Here is a 16844-nt window from a genome sequence, read left to right as displayed (position 1 = left end):
CGCCGTGCGGGGTCAGTTGGTGGTGCTGCTCGTGGCGGGGCGGACCGGGCGGAGCAGGCTCTCCGGGCTCATCGAACCGAGGAGCTTCTCCAGGGCGTACTCGACGTCGGACTTCCAGGACAGCGCGGTGCGCAGTTCCAGCCGCAGGCGTGGATAGCGCGGATGCGGGCGTACCGTCTTGAAGCCGACCGAGAGGAAGTAGTCGGCGGGGGCGACGCACCCACCCGACGTCAACTCGTCGACGTCGCCGAACTTCGCGTCCCCGAACGCCTCGATCGCCTTGATCCCGCGCTTGGTGAGATCCCGGGCGACACCCTGCACCAGCATCCGGCCCAGCCCGCCCCCGGCGAAGGCGGGGACCACGTGGGCGGTCGTCAGCAGCGCGGCGTCGGCGGAGACCGGGGAGGTGGGGAAGGCCATCGAGCGGGGCACGTACGCCGGCGGGGCGAACATCACGAACCCGGCCGGCATGCCGTCGACGTAGACGAGCTTGCCGCAGGAGCCCCACTCCAGCAGCGTCTGCGAGACCCACGCCTCCTTCTCCAGGCCCGGGTCACCGGCGGCACAGGCCCGGTCGGCGGAGACCGGATCCAGCTCCCAGAAGACGCACTGCCGGCACGGACGGGGCAGGTCTTCCAGGGTGTCGAGGGTCAGGCTGACCAGACGTCGCGACATTGGCGCATCCCCACAATAGGCTTGAAGGTGACGACACCGCGGAGCACGCCGCCGCGTTTGTCCCCGACGAGCGATCGTACGCCGCAAGCCGGCGCGGTGGGAGGGGACGCGCAAAGACCACCGGAACGAAGAGGCCCCTCCCCGGTCCGGGATGTGGACCCCTGCTCACATTCCATACCCGTCTCGACCAGGGCGGACTACGATCGACCAACGGTGTTCCGCGTCTCGCCACGGGCCACCCGACGGGGCAGGGGCGCCCGCCGGGCGGACCGCCGCCGGGCGGGAGCCGCCCCGAGGAACCGATGAGGTGATGTCATGACCGGCACGACGCTCGACGACTACACCGACCGGTACGCACGGCGGGTGCGTGGCATGACCGCGTCGGAGATCCGCGCACTCTTCTCCGTGGCCAGCCGTCCCGAGGTGGTGTCCCTCGCCGGAGGCGCACCGTACATCGCCGCACTGCCGCTCGACGCGGTGGGCGAGATGCTCGGCCAGCTCGCGGCCGAGCACGGCACCACCACCCTCCAGTACGGCATCGGCCAGGGCCTGCCGGAGCTACGCGAACGGATCTGCGAGGTGATGGCCCTCTCCGGCATCGACGCCTCGTGTGGCGCCTCCCCGGAGGACGTGGTGGTGACCGTCGGCGGGCAGCAGGCCCTCGACCTGGTCGCCCGCCTCTTCCTCGACCCGGGTGACGTGGTGCTCGCCGAGGGGCCCACCTACGTCGGCGCGCTCGGTGTCTTCCAGTCCGCCCAGGCCCAGGTCGTGCACGTGCCCATGGACGACGAGGGGCTGATTCCGGAGGCGCTGGAGGCGGCCGTCGCCGACTGCGCCCGGGCCGGGCGGCGGGTCAAGTTCCTCTACACCATCCCCACCTACCAGAACCCGGCCGGCGTGACGCTGAGCGAGGAGCGGCGGGAACGGGTGCTCGACATCTGCGAACAGGCCGGTCTCCTGGTGGTGGAGGACGACCCGTACGGGCAGCTCGGTTTCGAGTCGGAGGCGCCCCGCCCGCTGCGGGCCCGCCGTCGCGACGGCGTCTTCTACCTGAGCACGTTCTCCAAGACCTTCGCTCCCGGGCTACGGGTCGGCTGGATCCTCGCCCCGCACGCGGTCCGCGACAAGCTGGTCATCGCCAGCGAGGCGCAGATCCTCTGCCCCAGCGGGTACGCCCAGGCCGCCGTCTCCACGTACCTGGGCACCATGCCCTGGCGCGAGCAGCTCAAGGTCTACCGGGAGGTGTACCGGGAGCGGCGGGACGCCATGCTCACCGCCCTGGCCGATCTGATGCCGGCCGGCACCACCTGGACCCGACCGGCCGGCGGTCTCTTCGTCTGGGCCACCCTGCCAGAGGGGCTGGACTCCAAGGCGATGATGCCCCGGGCCATCGCCGCCCGGGTGGCGTACGTGCCGGGCACCGGCTTCTACGCCGACGGCTCCGGCAGCAACCACATGCGGCTCAACTTCTCGTTTCCCGCCCCGGAGCGGATCCGGGAGGGTGTCCGCCGCCTGGCCGGCGTGATGGATCAGGACATCGCCATGCGGCGGGTGTTCGGCCAGGTCAGCCAGCCGGGACGGCGTGGGCAGGCCGGCGCGGACGCGCCCGGACCCGACTTGGCATGATCTGCCCATGCCTGTCAGCCTGACCGACCCCGCCGGCTCCACCAGCTCCCCGTCGCCCGGCCCGGCCGTCGAGGAACTGCGGGTCCTCGTCCTCGCCGGTGGCCTGTCGTACGAACGCGAGGTCTCGCTGAAGTCCGGCCGCCGAGTGCTCGACGCGCTCCGCGCGGCCGGGGTGGACGCGGAACTGCGGGACGCCGACGTCGCCCTGTTGCCCGCGCTGGAGGCCGACCCGCCGGACGCGGTGGTGATCGCGCTGCACGGCGCGACCGGTGAGGACGGCTCGCTCCGGGGCGTGCTGGACCTCTGCGGAATCCCGTACGTCGGCTGTGACGCCCGGTCCGCGCGCCTCGCCTGGGACAAGCCCTCCGCCAAGACGGTGCTCCGCGAGGCGGGCATCGCCACCCCCGACTGGGTGGCTTTGCCGCACGACCGTTTCTCCGAGTTGGGCGCGGTGGCCGTGCTGGACCGGATCGTCGATCGGCTCGGGCTGCCGGTGATGGTGAAGCCGGCGCAGGGCGGTTCCGGTCTGGGCGCCGCCGTGGTCCGGGACGCCGCCGCGTTGCCGGCCGCGATGGTCGGCTGCTTCGCGTACGACTCGACCGCACTGGTCGAGCGGTACGTCTCCGGCATGGACGTGGCGGTCACCGTGATCGACCTCGGTGACGGGCCCCGGGCCCTGCCGGCGGTGGAGATCGTGCCGCGCAACGGTGTCTACGACTACGCCGCCCGTTACACCGCCGGCCGGACCACCTGGCACGCCCCGGCGCGACTGACGGACGAGACGGCGGCCCGGGTGGCCGAGGTCGCACTCGCCGCGCACACCGCGCTCGGGCTGCGGGACCTCTCCCGGGTCGACCTCATCGTGGACGACTCCGGCCAGCCGCACGTGCTGGAGGTGAACGTCTCACCGGGCATGACCGAGACCTCACTGCTGCCGCTGGCGGTCCAGGCCGCCGGGCTCGACTTCGGGCGGGTACTCGGCTCGCTGGTGGCACGGGCCGCCGGTCGGCACCCGTAGCAGCCTCAGTTCCCGCACCACAGCATCAGGGCCGGGCGGTGTCACTCCGCCCGGCCCTGCGCTTTTCGCGTCGCCTCGCCCGTCATGGATCGCTCTCAGCTTTCCACCGTTCGCGTCGTCCTCGCTTGTAGTGGATCGCCGCTCGGGTCTCTGCCGAGTGGGTGCCCCGCGAGGCGACGCCGCCCAGGGACCGGGTAGCTCCGATCAGACCGGTTCCGGCCGGTCCGCCTCGCCCACGTTGGTCTGCCGTACGTTCGGCGGCTGGTCCGGGTCGGTCCGCGGCGCGGGAATCCGCCCGACCGGATCGCCGGTGCTCTCGGCCGCCTCGATCACCGAGCCGGAGCTGACCTCCGTCCGCTCCGCTCCCATCGCGGAAACACTGAAGCTCGCCGGAGCCTGCCACTGGATCCGGGACGGCGCGGCCAGCGGACGCCCGCCGAACTCGCCGAGCCACGCCGCCACCAGGGCCAGGTTCTCCCGCCACTGTGCCTCGGAGATCGGCGGAAGGATGGAGTCCCACAGAGAGAGGAACGTTCCACGTAGTTGCAGGCGGCCGTACGGGCGGGCCAGGAACCACAGGTGCAGGTGCGAGGAGCCGTCCCCCCAGCGGTTGACGTGCACCCGAGCCACCCCGTCCAGCGATCGGATCGCCCGCTCCAGGCGTACCGTCAGCACGCCCAGCTCGGCCGCGAGCAGGTTCGACAGGTCCCCCAGGTCGAAGTGGGAGCGGGACTCCAGGATCAGCACCATCGGCAGACCCGTCGGCCGGTCCATCGCCCGGACCCGCCATCGTTCGTCCACCCAGATGTACGCCTCGTCCGGGGCGCTACAGGCGATGCATTCCCGATCCCCCTCACCCTTGCGGGGCGGCTCGACCGCGACCGGATCATCGAGTCGCTTGACGCGAAGTTCGCCCTCGAAGGGGAAGGAGGGCCATTGAGCGAAGTCCGGGACGGAGGGAGGGGTATCGGGCACGAGGCTGACCCTAGCCGAGTCCGCGACCGCTGTCCCCACCCGATTTCACAGTCCGGTCGACACCTGCCGCCGGGGCCTCTGGGCATCGCTCGCCGGACACGCACCGCCACCCTCGGCCATGATCCATCAGGTCCCACTCTTGCCCGTGAGTCGCGGATCACACCGGTAATCCACAGGCTGGTGTCGCGTTCCACGCGCTGTTTCACGTGAAACGGGACAGCCTGTGGATAACTTCTGTGGATATCCACGGGGGCGGCGGGCGGCGCTGTGGACAACGAGCGGCCACGCGCTGTAGCGATCGGAACGCCGCCGCCCGGACTCCCCGCCCCGGACTCGTCGGCGCCTGACCGCCGCCTTCCTGCGCTCGCCTGGCCGCGCGGGGCAAGCCCCGTTTGCGTCATCTATCGCTCGCGCGGGGCGGCGGCGTTTCACGTGAAACGGCGGGCGGCGGGCGGCGGGCGGCGGGCGGCGGGCGGCGGGCGGCGGGCGGCGGGCGGCGGGCGGCGGGCGGCGGGCGGCGGGCGGCGGGCGGCGGGCGGCGACGAAATATAAAACGACCGCGAGCCGGATCGGGTTCCGGGTCGCGGTCGCTTCTTCGACAGCGGAGGCGTTTCCCCCGCTACGCGAATGGGGTACGGCTCAGTCCTCCGGTTCCTCCGGCTCTTCCTGCCCGACCCCGATCAGCCCGACGATCCGCTCGAGGTCGTCCACGGTGGCGAACTCGATGGTGATCTTGCCTTTGTTCCGCCCGATGTCCACCTTCACCCGGGTGTCGAACCGGTCGGAGAGGCGGTCGGCGAGATCGGTCAGGGCGGGCGCGTGCGCCTTCGGTCGACGTCGGGCAGCCGGCGTCTTCGCCGTCCCCTCTTCGCTGAGCGCGAGAGAGACGATCTCCTCGGTCGCCCGCACGGAGAGCCCCTCGGCCACGATACGCAGGGCGAGCTTCTCCTGGGCCTCGGCCTCGTCGAGGCTCAACAGGGCACGGGCGTGCCCGGCGGAGAGCACCCCGGCCGCCACCCGACGTTGGACCTGGGGCGGCAGGTTGAGTAGCCGGATGGTGTTCGAAATCTGTGGACGGCTACGCCCGATCCGGCGGGCCAGTTCCTCGTGGGTCGCCCCGAACTCCTCCAGCAGCTGCTGGTAGGCCGCTGCCTCTTCCAGCGGGTTCAGGTTGGCCCGGTGGATGTTCTCCAGCAGGGCGTCCCGGAGCATCGCGTCGTCTTTGGTGTCCCGGACGATCGCCGGGATGTTCTCCCGGCCGACCGCCTGAGCGGCCCGCCATCGCCGCTCGCCCATCACCAGTTCGTACTTCTCGCCGTCGAGCTGGCGAACCACGATGGGTTGGAGGAAGCCGACCTGTTCGATGGAGGTCTTCAGTTCCTCCAGCGCCGCTTCGTCGAAGACCTGCCGGGGCTGCTTCGGGTTGGGGACGATCGCGTCGACCGAGATCTCGGCGAACCGCGCTCCCGGCACCGGGGAGAGCGGGATCGTCGCGGGCGCCGCCTCGGGCGTCGGAGCAGGGGCCGGCGCGGCAACAGCAGGTACGGCTGCGGCAGTGGCGCGGTCGGTCTCGGCCAGGTGTGTCGGTGTCGTGGTCTCCGGCGTCTCCGCAGGACCGGTGGGAATCAGTGCCCCCAGCCCTCGGCCCAGTCCGCCACGCGGACGGTTCTTCATGCGACGCCTCCCAGCGACTTGCCCGCACTACCCATTCCGGCTCACCGGCTCCTTTACCCCACGCTCGGCGATCTCCTGCGCGGCTGCGAAGTAACTGGTGGCACCTCGTGAACCGGGATCGTAGGTCATTACCGACTGGCCGTAACTCGGGGCCTCGGAGACCCGGACGTTACGAGGGATAACCGCCTGGAGCACCTTGTCCCCGAAGTGGTTCCGCACGTCCTGCTCGACGGCGTCCGCCAGTCGGGTACGCCGGTCGTACATGGTGAGCAGGATCGTGGAAACCTCGAGCGCCGGGTTCAGGTGCTTACGGACCAGGTTGATGTTGTTGATGAGCTGGTTGAGCCCCTCCAGCGCGTAGTACTCGCACTGGATCGGGATGAGCACCTCCTGCGCCGCCACCAATGCGTTAACGGTGAGCAGGCCGAGGGACGGCGGGCAGTCGATAAACACGTAGTCGAATTGGCCGGGGTACGCGGCGATCGCCCGAGACAGCCGGGACTCCCGGGCCACCACCGAGACCAACTCGATCTCCGCACCCGCGAGATCGATGGTGGCGGGGACGCACCACAGGTTCGGGATACCCTCCACCCCCTGGGCGACCTCTTCGAGGGGCACACTGTCGATCAGGCAGTCGTAGACGTCCGGCACCCCGGTGTGGTGCGGGACGTTCAGCCCGGTCGAAGCGTTGCCCTGCGGGTCCAGGTCGACCACGAGGACCCGGTTTCCGTGCAGGGCGAGCGCCACCGCCAGGTTCACCGTGGTCGTGGTCTTCCCCACGCCGCCCTTCTGGTTCGCGACGCACATCACCCTGGTCCGCTCCGGGCGCGGCATGGTGACCTCGCCACTGGGATTCAGGATCTGCACGGCGCGCATAGCCTCCATAGCCAACGGTGGGTCATCCTCTTCGCGCGTCGGAGTTTCACGTGAAACGTACGCGTCGTCGACCGGTTCCCCGTACGGAGAGCCGACTGGCGACGTGGGCGTGTCGATGGTGCCGAACGGTGGTCCGGAGACCGCCGCCGGAGCGGGCTGGTGCGGCACGACCGGTGCCGGAGAAGGGTGGACAGGGGCGACGACCTCGACGACCCGTCGGCCCGGTTCGTGGCCGACCGCAGGCCCGGTCCGATACACCCCGGAACCGGACTCGTCGGCCGTCCGAGGTGGCTGGTCGGTAGTGGACTGTCCATCGCCGTATCCGGACGAGGATCGTCCGCCGTAGACCGTCCCGCCCCAGGGGTTGGCCGGGACTGCCCGGCCCGCCGATGCCAGGTCGTCACTGTCACCGCCGGAAACCGGCCAGGCCGCTGGTTCGGTTTCACGTGAAACAGGGGCGGCCGTGGTGGGTTCTGCCCGTCGTCCGGTCACCCCGGGATCGTCGTCGTACCTGCCGTCGTCATGCACCTGTCATCCCTGCCCGCTTCGGATGGTCGGTCCGCACACCGTCGCTGCCGCACATACCCGCTCCACGAAGCGTACGGCCCGGCGGGGGCGACCGGGACCCGGTGACACCGACCGCCGTCCGCCCCACACTATCGACGCGCGGCCAGCCTACGGGGGACGGGCGGAGAAGGTCCATGCCGAGAATCACCGGCGTTGAAGGTCTCGCACAGGTTCAACGACCGGAGGAGCGGTCCGACGCCGGTCTGCTCTCCCGCCGGGCACTCTGGGCCGCCACCCGGGCACCGTGATCGGCGAGCAGCATGGCCAGGTCGACGCGGGACGGGTCGACGCTCTGCGCCACCGCCGGGGCGCCGCAGCCGCCCCGGTGCCTCTGTATGGAGGTGCCGGGGTCAGCGCCCCCACGACCGGCCGCCACGATGCCTCTGCGCGGAGCCGTGGGGGTGCCGGGGTCAGCGCCCCCACGACCGACCGCCACGATGCCTCTGCGCGGAGCCGTGGGGGTGCCGGGATCAACGCCCCGCCGCCTGCCGCCCAGTGCCTTTGGTGGAGCGGGGGCGCCGGGATCAGCGCCCCCGCGACCGACCGCCACGGCGGTTCGCCCGACGTGGCCCGCGTACCGGGCCGACCACTCGTTCCCGCACGATCTCCACGACGGTCGTGGGTGGATCGATCACCCCCGCCCCACACCGGTGCACGGTCGGTTCACCGCCACCGAGCCGTTCGACCGTCGCCGCGTGCTCGACGATCTCGTCGGCGACGGAGGAGCCCTTCAGAGCGACAAGGCGTCCACCTCGGACGGTCAACGGCAGGCACCAGGTGGCCAGCCGGTCGAGCGGCGCTACCGCCCGCGCGGTGACGACGTCGGCGCTGAACGGATCGCCGCCAGCCGGACCGGCGGCGGCTTCCTCCGCCCGGCCGCGAAACACCCGGACCATCCGAGTCAGCCCGAGCCCTTCGACCGCCTCGATCAGGAAAGCGGTCCGGCGGGCGAGCGGTTCGACCAGGGTGACGCGGAGATCGGGACGGGCAATGGCCAATACCAGCCCCGGCAGCCCCGCCCCGGAACCGACGTCGATGACGGTGGCGTCCTCGGCGATCCGCTCCGCCACCGCCGCACAGTTGAGCAGGTGCCGGTCCCAGATCCGTGGGGCTTCCCGAGGGCCGATCAGGCCGCGCACCACGCCGTCGGTGGCGAGCAGTTCGGCGTACGCGGCCGCCAGGTCGAGCCGGTCGCCGAAGAGGGTCCGGGCCGCCTCCGCCAGCTCGGGCGGCAGCGTCGCGTCCTGCGCGGAGGGCAACGGGTCACCGGCACCGCGCCGGTTGTCGGAATGGCTCTGCGGCGCGGAGAAGTGATTGGCTGACCGGGGGTCGACAGGCGACGGCCCGGGTGGCGTACCACCCGGGCCGGAAACGCCAGCCGTGGCGTCGAAGGTCACCCGATCAGTCCGTCGGCCGAACGATGATCCGCCGGTTGGGCTCGACACCCTCGGACTCGCTCTCCACACCGTCCATCGCGTTCACCACGTCGTGCACGCACTTGCGCTCGAACGCGGACATCGGCTCCAGCCGGACCAGCTCGCCGTACTCCTTGACCTTCTCCACCGCATTCTTGGCGACGGCGGCCAACTCCTTGCGACGGTTCGCCCGGTAGCCGCCGACGTCCAGCAGCAGTCGGCTCGGCGTACCGGTCTGCCGGAACACCGCCAGCCGGGTCAGCTCCTGGAGCGCCTCCAGGGTCGCGCCGCGCTGTCCGACCAGGTTCTGCAGGCGGGTGCCAACCACCTCGACGACCGGCCGGCCACCCGACACCAGCTCGTCGATGTCCCCGTCGTAGTCGAGGATGTCGAGCAGACCCTCGACGTAGTCCGCCGCGATCTCGCTCTGCCGGAACAGCTCACTCTCGGCCGGCGCCTTCTTTACGCGCGCCTCGGCGTCGGTCCCGGCTTCCTCGGCCCCCTTCTCCGCAGTCGGAGCAGTGTCCTCATCCGGGGCCTGGTCGGCGCGGGGAGTGCTGGTGTCGGTCACGGTTCATCTCCGTACTTCGTTCGGCCGGACCGTCGGGTCCGATGGTTCCCCGGCGTCGGCGGAGGTCTCGCCGGTGCCACCGGGCACGTCTGTACGGGCAGTGTCGCCCGTGACCGCGCGGTCGCGCGGGAGATCCGCCCGACACCGGTACGGATCCGGCCAGCGCCGGACATCCCGGCGGCGGCTCCTGGATCGGTCAGCCCCGCCGCTTGGCGGGCCCGCCCTTCTTCGGGTTGACCGGCTTGGCACCTGGCTTCGGGCCGGCGACCTTGGGAGCGGCGGGCTTCGGCGGGACCGGCTCGGGCTTCTTCCGGCCCAGCAGGCCAACGGTCTTGGCCGGCTGCGCGGTGCTACGGCCGGCGGTGCCCGCCTTGGCGGTCATGCTGGGCGGCGGCGGGTACTTGCGGAGCACCCACTGCTGCTGGCCGAGGGTGAAGAGGTTGTTGGTGACCCAGTAGATGATCACGCCGATCGGGAAGATCGCGCCGGAGACCAGCAGCGACAGCGGGATGCCGTAGAGCATGAGGCGCTGGATCATCCGCTGCTGCGGGTCCTCCGCCCAACCGGTCTTGAGGATCATCTGGCGGCTGGTCAGGTAGGTGGTACCCATCATGACCAGGACCAGGATGCCGGCCATGACCTTGACCGTGGTGCCGTTGGCACCGAGCCGGGCCAGTTCGTCGGCGGTCGAGCCGAACTTGCCGGCGATCGGCGCGGTGAAGAGCTTCGCCGCGGAGGCGCTCTCGAACTGCTCGACCGTCCAGCCGTAGAGCGTCTTGTTGACCTTGGCCGGGTCGAGGCGGCGCAGCACGTGGAAGAGGCCCAGGAAGACGGGAATCTGGAGGAACATCGGAAGGCAGCCCATAAGCGGGTTGGCCTTTTCCTTCCGGTAGAGCTCCATCATCTCTTTCTGGAGCGTCTCCCGGTCACCCTTGTGCTTCTCCTGGAGCGCCTTGACCTGCGGCTGCAACGCCTGCATGGCCCGCTGCGACTTGATCTGCTTGACGAAGACCGGGAAGAGGATCACCCGGACGGTGACCACCAGGAAGATGATCGCCAGGATCCAGGCCCAGTTCGTCCCCAGGACCGCGCCGTCCGGCACCCCGATGGCGTCCCAGGCCGCATGCCAGGCCAGGAGGATCCACGAAATCGCGTAGTAGATCCAGTCGAGACTAAACACTCAGGCTCCAGTCACGTCGGCGCGGCGGCGGGCGCCCGGCTCCGGCACCGGGTCGTATCCACCGGGGTGAAAGGGGTGGCAGCGCAGCAGCCGCCGGATCGTCAGGCCGGCTCCCCGGAGCGCACCGTGTCGCACGACGGCCTCCAGGCCGTACGCGCTGCACGACGGGTAGAACCGACAGCGGGCCGGCAGTGCCGGGCTTATCCAACGACGGTACGCGATGATGGGTCCGACCAGCATCCGGGCACCGATTGTCGCCGGCCGGGACGGGACGGGGCCGCTGCTCACCGGGACCGCCGGCTGCGGGGCGCCTGTGCTGCGGCGACGGCTGCGTCCAGGTCGGTGCCGAGCCGGGCGTAACTCGCCTCGGCTGCCGCGGGGAGGGCGCGCACCACGAGGATACTGCCGGCGGGCAGCGCGGCGAGCCGTTCGCGGACCAGGTGCCGCAGTCGGCGGCGTACCCGGTTACGGACCACCGCCGGGCCAACCGCCTTGGACACGACGAAGCCGGCGCGGGTCGGTGCGGAGGGGTGCTCCGCATCCGCTGTCCGCGCCGGCTCCGGCAAAGACGATGCCTCGGACCCGAGTGTCGGCGGCAGTGCCAGGTGGACGACGACCGCGCCACGGCCGGCGCGCCGCCCACCACGGATCACTGCGGCGAAGTCGGTGCTGCGCCGCAGTCGCTGCGCGGCTGCCAGCACGACTGCCCACGTCCTCCGAACGGGCCCGGCCGGCGTCAGGCCGACAGGCGGGCGCGACCCTTGGAGCGACGGGTCGAGATGATGGCGCGGCCGGCACGGGTACGCATGCGCAGCCGGAAGCCGTGGGTCTTCGCGCGCCGGCGGTTGTTCGGCTGGAAGGTGCGCTTGCTCACGTCAGGCTCTCCGTTTTCCGTACGCCCCGCGCGGCGGATCGCCGGGGTGTGTCGTGGTCCAGGCCACGTCGTGGCCTACGATCGGCGCTGCCCAGCGATGCGGAACCTCCACGTTCGGAACCTCGATATTCAGAACTCGACGTTCAGAAACTCGACGTTCGGAACCTGGACGTGCGGGCACCACGACGACGGACAGCAGGCACCCATCACCCTAGCAGAGGGCGACAGCGCAGCCGTTCCACCCTACGCAGGGCCGCAATGACCGTCAAACACCCCTTCCCACCGCCAGACCGGGCGGTCAGGCCGGCCGGGGCAGTGCGACGCGCCCGGGGACGAACGGTGGTTTTCGCTGATGCCGACAAGGGGCACGCCGCCCCAGCGGTTGAAGCGGCGCGGACAACGCTGTTAGCGTGCGCGCTTGCGGTCAGCGTTGTGATCGGGAGTTTCGTCCGGTGCCGCTGGCAGGCAAGACCGGACCGGGCGGTGGATCGTTCGGCACGGTGAACCCGCTTCAGCACCCGTTCAGGCAGGGGGGCAGGTCCCACCCGCATCCGGCGGGCAGCCACAATCGGTCGGTACACAGGCTGTGGATAACTTGTGGATGGGCGATCGGTCAGCCGTCCGGGCGGATGGTGTGCCGGCCGTCCGGACGCGGTGGCGAGCCCGGGACGACCGCTGGGGGAAAGCGGCGGCCGGGAGCAGAGGCGAGGGGGGTGGCACGACGATGGCCGGAACGACCGACCTTGCCGCGGTGTGGACCGCGACGACGGACGAGCTCGCCGACGAGATCATTTCGGCGCAGCAACGGGCCTACCTCCGGCTGACCCGGTTGCGCGCGATCGTCGAGGACACCGCACTGCTCTCCGTGCCCGACGCCTTCACGCGGGACGTGATCGAGTCGCGGCTCCGGCCGGCGATCACCGAGGCGCTCACCCGGCGACTGGGCCGGCCGATCCAGGTGGCGGTCACCGTCCGGGTCGCCGAGGACGGCGCGGGCCGTCCGGCGGGCACCGTGTACCGCAGCGTGCCCGAGACCGAGGCGCCCGAGCTGCCCTTCCCCGGCTACGACGCCGGCCCCGAGGCGCCGGCCCCGTTCCGGGAGGACCCGTCGGCCGTCTTCCATCAGGAGCCGGCCGTCTTCCATCCGGAGGAGGAGGACGGCACCGGCACCGGATCGCCGGCCGGTCCGGTCCGGGGCGGACCGCCCGGCGACGACGCCCTGCGCCTGATCCCGACCAGCCGGGGCAGCCAGGAACCCCTCTTCACCGCCAGCTTCGCCGAGCCGCTGCGGGGCAACCCGCCCGGACCGGACCGGCGGGGGTACGACGATCGCGACGGTGGCGGCCCCGACCGCCCGTACGACCGGCGGTACCACGACGACGCCGGACCGGTACAAAACCGGCTGCCCCGCGACGGCGGCACGGACAGCGGGCCGGGACGCGGTGGCCTGGACCACCGGCCGGGCGGGCGGGACGACCGGCGGCTCCCCGGGGGAGTGGAGACCGGCGGGAACCGGCTCAACCCCAAGTACATGTTCGAGACGTTCGTCATCGGCTCGTCCAACCGGTTCGCCCACGCGGCGAGCGTGGCGGTGGCCGAGTCGCCGGCCAAGGCGTACAACCCGCTGTTCATCTACGGCAGTTCGGGGCTGGGCAAGACCCATCTGCTGCACGCCATCGGGCACTACGCCACCACGCTGGGCAACGCCCGCTCGGTCCGGTACGTCTCGACCGAGGAATTCACCAACGACTTCATCAACTCGCTGCGCGACGACAAGACCAGTGCGTTCCAGCGCCGCTACCGGGACGTCGACATCCTGCTGATCGACGACATCCAGTTCCTGGAGAACCGGGAGCGGACCCAGGAGGAGTTCTTCCACACCTTCAACACCCTGCACAACGCCAACAAGCAGATCGTGATCACCTCGGACCGGTCGCCGAAGCAGCTCGCCACCCTGGAGGACCGGCTGCGGACCCGGTTCGAGTGGGGGCTGCTCGCCGACATCCAGCCGCCGGACCTGGAGACCCGGATCGCGATCCTGCAGAAGAAGGCCGCGCAGGAGCGGCTGTACGCGCCACCGGACGTGCTGGAGTTCATCGCCTCCCGGGTGTCGAACTCGATCCGGGAACTGGAGGGCGCGTTGATCCGGGTGACCGCGTTCGCCAGCCTCACCCGCTCGACGGTGGAACTCTCGCTCGCCGAGGAGGTGCTGCGGGACTTCATCCCGGACGGCGCCGGCCCGGAGATCACCGCAGACCAGATCATGGTCTCCACCGCCGACTACTTCGGGGTCAGCCTGGAGGACCTGCGCGGCCACTCCCGGTCCCGGGTACTGGTCAACGCCCGGCAGGTCGCCATGTACCTCTGCCGCGAGCTGACCGACCTCTCGCTGCCCCGGATCGGTCAGGCGTTCGGCGGGCGGGACCACACCACCGTCATGCACGCGGACCGCAAGATCCGCCAACAGATGGCGGAGCGTCGCTCGCTCTACAACCAGATCGCCGAGCTGACCAACCGGATCAAGCAGACTTCCTGACCCGCCCCGCCCCGCCCCGCCCCGCGCCGCGCCGGCCGTTGGCCGTTGGCCGACCTGCGTCACACCTCCACCTCCGCGACGGAGCCTCCTGCTGTCCGCTCACCCGCGTCCACGGGGCTGTGGATCACGTCCGGGATACCCACAACCCCGTTTCGCTGTCCACAGCGGGACGCGGTTGTCCACAGCAAGTTATCCACAGGCAGTGGAAAACTACGGTCTGCTCGGGTTCGGTTACCCACAGGTTGTGGACAAACCCTGGGGACGACACTGTGGACGACTGTGGACAGCCGCTCGGTTATCCACCGGTCGACGGGTGCCTGTGTACGACCTGTTGAAGGTTCTGGGGACAACGGTCGTCGGAGCCGATCCGCCTGTCCACAGACCTGGGGAGAAAAGCAGTGGATAACCGGTGGATTACCTGTGGACGACGGTGGACAACTTCGCGCCGGACGCCGCCTGTGGATGAAGACAGGAGTTTTACCCACGGTTCTCCACAGGTAAACCACCGGTGGATAACCACTCTGAGCTGCGAAAACGCGACTTACCCACAGTTTGCACAGGTGCGATGAAGACGATGGGTTATCTCTTTGAAGAGAACAAAAACCAATCATCACCGTTGGACTTCCTGTGGATCGGGCCGCTGGCCTCCGGCCGGAGCGGGCTGGCTACCGATGCACGGGGTCGGGCGCACAGCCGATACCCCCGCGCCCTAAGGTGCGATGGGTACCCGCACGGTCGGGCGGGACGGTGGGCAGCGGTCGGCATGAGAGAGTTGTCGCTGACGTCGACGCGGAGGCATTGATGAAGTTCCGAGTGGAGCGCGACGCGCTCGCCGAGGCTGTGGCGTGGACCGCGAAGAGCCTCCCCAACCGGCCGTCCGTACCGGTGCTCGCCGGGGTGATGCTCCGGGTGAGCGACGGCAACCTCCAGGTTTCCGGCTTTGACTACGAGGTCTCCAGCCAGGTCACCGTCGAGGTGCAGGGCGACGCCGACGGGGCCGCCCTGGTCTCCGGCCGCCTGCTCGCCGAGATCACCAAGGCCCTGCCCGCCAAGCCGGTCGATATCGCGGCGGTCGGCGCACACCTCGAACTGGTCTGCGGCAGCGCCCGGTTCACCCTGCCCACCATGCCGGTGGAGGACTACCCGGCTCTGCCGGAGATGCCGGAGAGCGCCGGCACCGTGGATGCCGCCGCCTTCGCCGCGGCGGTCGCCCAGGTCGCGGTAGCCGCCGGCCGGGACGAGACGCTGCCGATGATGACCGGCGTCCGGCTGGAGCTGAACGGCGACACCCTGGCCATGCTCGCGACCGACCGCTACCGGCTCGCCCTGCGCGAGATGCAGTGGCGGCCGGACGACGCAGGCGTCAGCATCAACGCCCTGGTTCCGGCCCGTACGCTGCATGACACCGCCAAGGCCCTCGGCCCGCTCGGCGGCGAGGTGACCCTCGCCCTGTCCCAGGGCAAGGCCGGCGAAGGCATGATCGGCTTCTCCGGCGGCACCCGACGGACCACCAGCCGGCTGCTCGACGGGGCGAACTACCCGCCGGTTCGGTCGCTCTTCCCACCGAGCCACAACGCCGAGGCCCGGGTGGCGGTGAGCACCCTGATCGAGGTGGTCAAGCGGGTCGCCCTGGTCGCCGAGCGAACCACCCCGGTGCTGCTCAGCTTCAGCTCCGACGGCCTGGTCGTGGAGGCCGGCGGCACCGAGGAGGCTCGCGCCAGCGAGGCCATGGACGCGACCTTCAGCGGGGATGCGCTGACCGTCGGCTTCAACCCGCAGTACCTGATCGACGGCCTGGCGAACCTGGGTAGCCAGACCGCCATCTTCGCCTTCGTCGACGCGTTGAAGCCCGCCGTGATTTCCCCGGCCGGTGAGGATGGCGAGGCCATTCCTGGGTACCGGTACCTGATCATGCCGATCCGGGTCTCCCGCTGATCGCGTAGTCCCGACCCAGAACCACCGGAGGTAGGTACAGATGCAGCTCGGCCTGGTAGGACTCGGCCGGATGGGCGGCAACATGCGCGAGCGGCTGCGCGCCGCCGGGCACGAGGTGGTCGGCTTCGACCACAACGCGGAGTTGACCGACGTTGCCTCCCTGACGGAACTGGTCGAAAAGCTCGATGCGCCCCGCGCCATCTGGGTGATGGTGCCGGCCGGCGTCACCGACGCCACCATCGACGAACTGGCCGGCGTGCTCGGCGCGGGCGACATCATCATCGACGGCGGCAACTCCCGGTTCAGCGACGACGCTCCCCGCGCCGAGCGGCTGAACGAGCGCGGCATCGGCTACCTCGACGTCGGCGTCTCCGGCGGGGTGTGGGGCCGGCAGAACGGCTACGCGCTGATGGTCGGCGGCTCCGAGGAGCACGTCGCGCGGCTGATGCCGATCTTCGAGGCGCTCAAGCCGGCGGGCGAGTTCGGCTTCGTGCACGCCGGCCCGGTCGGCGCCGGGCACTACGCCAAGATGGTGCACAACGGCATCGAGTACGGCCTGATGCACGCCTACGCCGAGGGCTACGAGCTACTCGCCGCCTCCGAGCTGGTGACCAACGTGCCGGGCGTCTTCAAGTCCTGGCGCGAGGGCACCGTCGTCCGCTCCTGGCTGCTCGACCTGCTCGACCGGGCCCTCGACGAGGACCCGGAGCTGGCCGAGCTGAGCGGCTACACCGAGGACACCGGCGAGGGGCGCTGGACGGTCGACGAGGCGGTCCGGCTCGCCGTACCGCTGAACGTCATCACCGCCTCGCTCTTCGCCCGGTTCGCCTCCCGCCAGGACGACTCGCCGGCGATGAAGGCGGTCGCCGCGCTGCGCCAGCAGTTCGGCGGGCACGCCGTCCGCAAGCGCTGACGGGTATCC

The 16844-nt window shown here is 70.7% G+C and carries 15 protein-coding genes; 5 read left to right on the top strand and 10 right to left on the bottom strand.

The window, feature by feature from the left end; genetic code table 11:
• Positions 1 to 12: 12 nt before the first annotated feature.
• Entirely contained in the window at positions 13 to 675 is a 663-nt protein-coding gene (locus GA0074692_RS25100) for a GNAT family N-acetyltransferase (RefSeq protein WP_091648222.1), read from the bottom strand.
• 315 nt (positions 676 to 990) lie between these two features.
• On the opposite strand from GA0074692_RS25100, the gene GA0074692_RS25095 reads away from it, so the two are divergent.
• The gene (locus GA0074692_RS25095; RefSeq protein WP_091648219.1) at positions 991 to 2301 is read left to right on the top strand and encodes an aminotransferase-like domain-containing protein; all 1311 of its coding nucleotides are present in this window, start codon (positions 991 to 993) and stop codon (positions 2299 to 2301) included.
• 7 nt (positions 2302 to 2308) lie between these two features.
• Positions 2309 to 3319 carry a D-alanine--D-alanine ligase family protein gene (locus GA0074692_RS25090; RefSeq protein WP_245730444.1) on the top strand — a complete coding sequence of 337 codons (1011 nt, stop codon included), beginning with the start codon at positions 2309 to 2311 and terminating at the stop codon, positions 3317 to 3319.
• Between the two features lie 204 nt (positions 3320 to 3523).
• Here GA0074692_RS25090 and GA0074692_RS25085 read toward each other — a convergent pair whose 3' ends face one another.
• From GA0074692_RS25085 to rpmH, 9 genes are all read right to left on the bottom strand, one after another.
• Positions 3524 to 4294 carry a hypothetical protein gene (locus GA0074692_RS25085; RefSeq protein WP_245730443.1) on the bottom strand — a complete coding sequence of 257 codons (771 nt, stop codon included), beginning with the start codon at positions 4292 to 4294 and terminating at the stop codon, positions 3524 to 3526.
• Positions 4295 to 4933: 639 nt separating this feature from the next.
• Positions 4934 to 5968, bottom strand: a complete 1035-nt coding sequence (locus tag GA0074692_RS25075) for a ParB/RepB/Spo0J family partition protein (RefSeq protein WP_091648214.1) — start codon at positions 5966 to 5968, stop codon at positions 4934 to 4936.
• A gap of 27 nt (positions 5969 to 5995) precedes the next feature.
• Positions 5996 to 7372: a ParA family protein gene (locus GA0074692_RS34970; RefSeq protein ID WP_091648211.1), complete on the bottom strand. Its 1377-nt coding sequence runs from the start codon at positions 7370 to 7372 to the stop codon at positions 5996 to 5998.
• A 563-nt stretch (positions 7373 to 7935) separates the two neighbouring features.
• Positions 7936 to 8808, bottom strand: a complete 873-nt coding sequence (gene rsmG / locus GA0074692_RS25065; protein ID WP_425413357.1) for a 16S rRNA (guanine(527)-N(7))-methyltransferase RsmG — start codon at positions 8806 to 8808, stop codon at positions 7936 to 7938.
• A gap of 4 nt (positions 8809 to 8812) precedes the next feature.
• Complete coding sequence (locus tag GA0074692_RS25060; protein WP_091648206.1) at positions 8813 to 9397, bottom strand: Jag family protein; 585 nt, start codon at positions 9395 to 9397, stop codon at positions 8813 to 8815.
• A gap of 196 nt (positions 9398 to 9593) precedes the next feature.
• Positions 9594 to 10577, bottom strand: a complete 984-nt coding sequence (yidC, locus tag GA0074692_RS25055) for a membrane protein insertase YidC (RefSeq protein ID WP_091648203.1) — start codon at positions 10575 to 10577, stop codon at positions 9594 to 9596.
• A complete protein-coding gene (gene yidD / locus GA0074692_RS25050; RefSeq protein WP_218106708.1) occupies positions 10578 to 10817 on the bottom strand; it encodes a membrane protein insertion efficiency factor YidD in 240 nt (79 codons plus the stop codon). It lies immediately after the preceding gene.
• A 44-nt stretch (positions 10818 to 10861) separates the two neighbouring features.
• Complete coding sequence (gene rnpA, locus GA0074692_RS25045; RefSeq protein WP_091648198.1) at positions 10862 to 11278, bottom strand: ribonuclease P protein component; 417 nt, start codon at positions 11276 to 11278, stop codon at positions 10862 to 10864.
• Positions 11279 to 11313: 35 nt separating this feature from the next.
• Positions 11314 to 11451, bottom strand: coding sequence for a 50S ribosomal protein L34 (gene rpmH, locus GA0074692_RS25040; protein WP_088981365.1), 138 nt, complete (start codon positions 11449 to 11451; stop codon positions 11314 to 11316).
• 724 nt (positions 11452 to 12175) lie between these two features.
• On the opposite strand from rpmH, the gene dnaA reads away from it, so the two are divergent.
• From dnaA to gnd, 3 genes are all read left to right on the top strand, one after another.
• A complete protein-coding gene (dnaA, locus tag GA0074692_RS25035; protein WP_091648196.1) occupies positions 12176 to 13987 on the top strand; it encodes a chromosomal replication initiator protein DnaA in 1812 nt (603 codons plus the stop codon).
• An 801-nt stretch (positions 13988 to 14788) separates the two neighbouring features.
• On the top strand, positions 14789 to 15922 hold the full coding sequence (gene dnaN, locus GA0074692_RS25030) for a DNA polymerase III subunit beta (RefSeq protein ID WP_091648194.1): 1134 nt from the start codon (positions 14789 to 14791) through the stop codon (positions 15920 to 15922).
• Positions 15923 to 15962: 40 nt separating this feature from the next.
• Positions 15963 to 16835 carry a phosphogluconate dehydrogenase (NAD(+)-dependent, decarboxylating) gene (gnd, locus tag GA0074692_RS25025; protein ID WP_091648192.1) on the top strand — a complete coding sequence of 291 codons (873 nt, stop codon included), beginning with the start codon at positions 15963 to 15965 and terminating at the stop codon, positions 16833 to 16835.
• Positions 16836 to 16844: the final 9 nt, after the last annotated feature.

It is taken from the genome of Micromonospora pallida, assembly GCF_900090325.1.
Lineage (GTDB): Bacteria > Actinomycetota > Actinomycetes > Mycobacteriales > Micromonosporaceae > Micromonospora > Micromonospora pallida.
The sequence above is the reverse complement of the archived record's forward strand: the minus strand, read 5'-3'. Positions and strand labels throughout refer to the sequence as shown.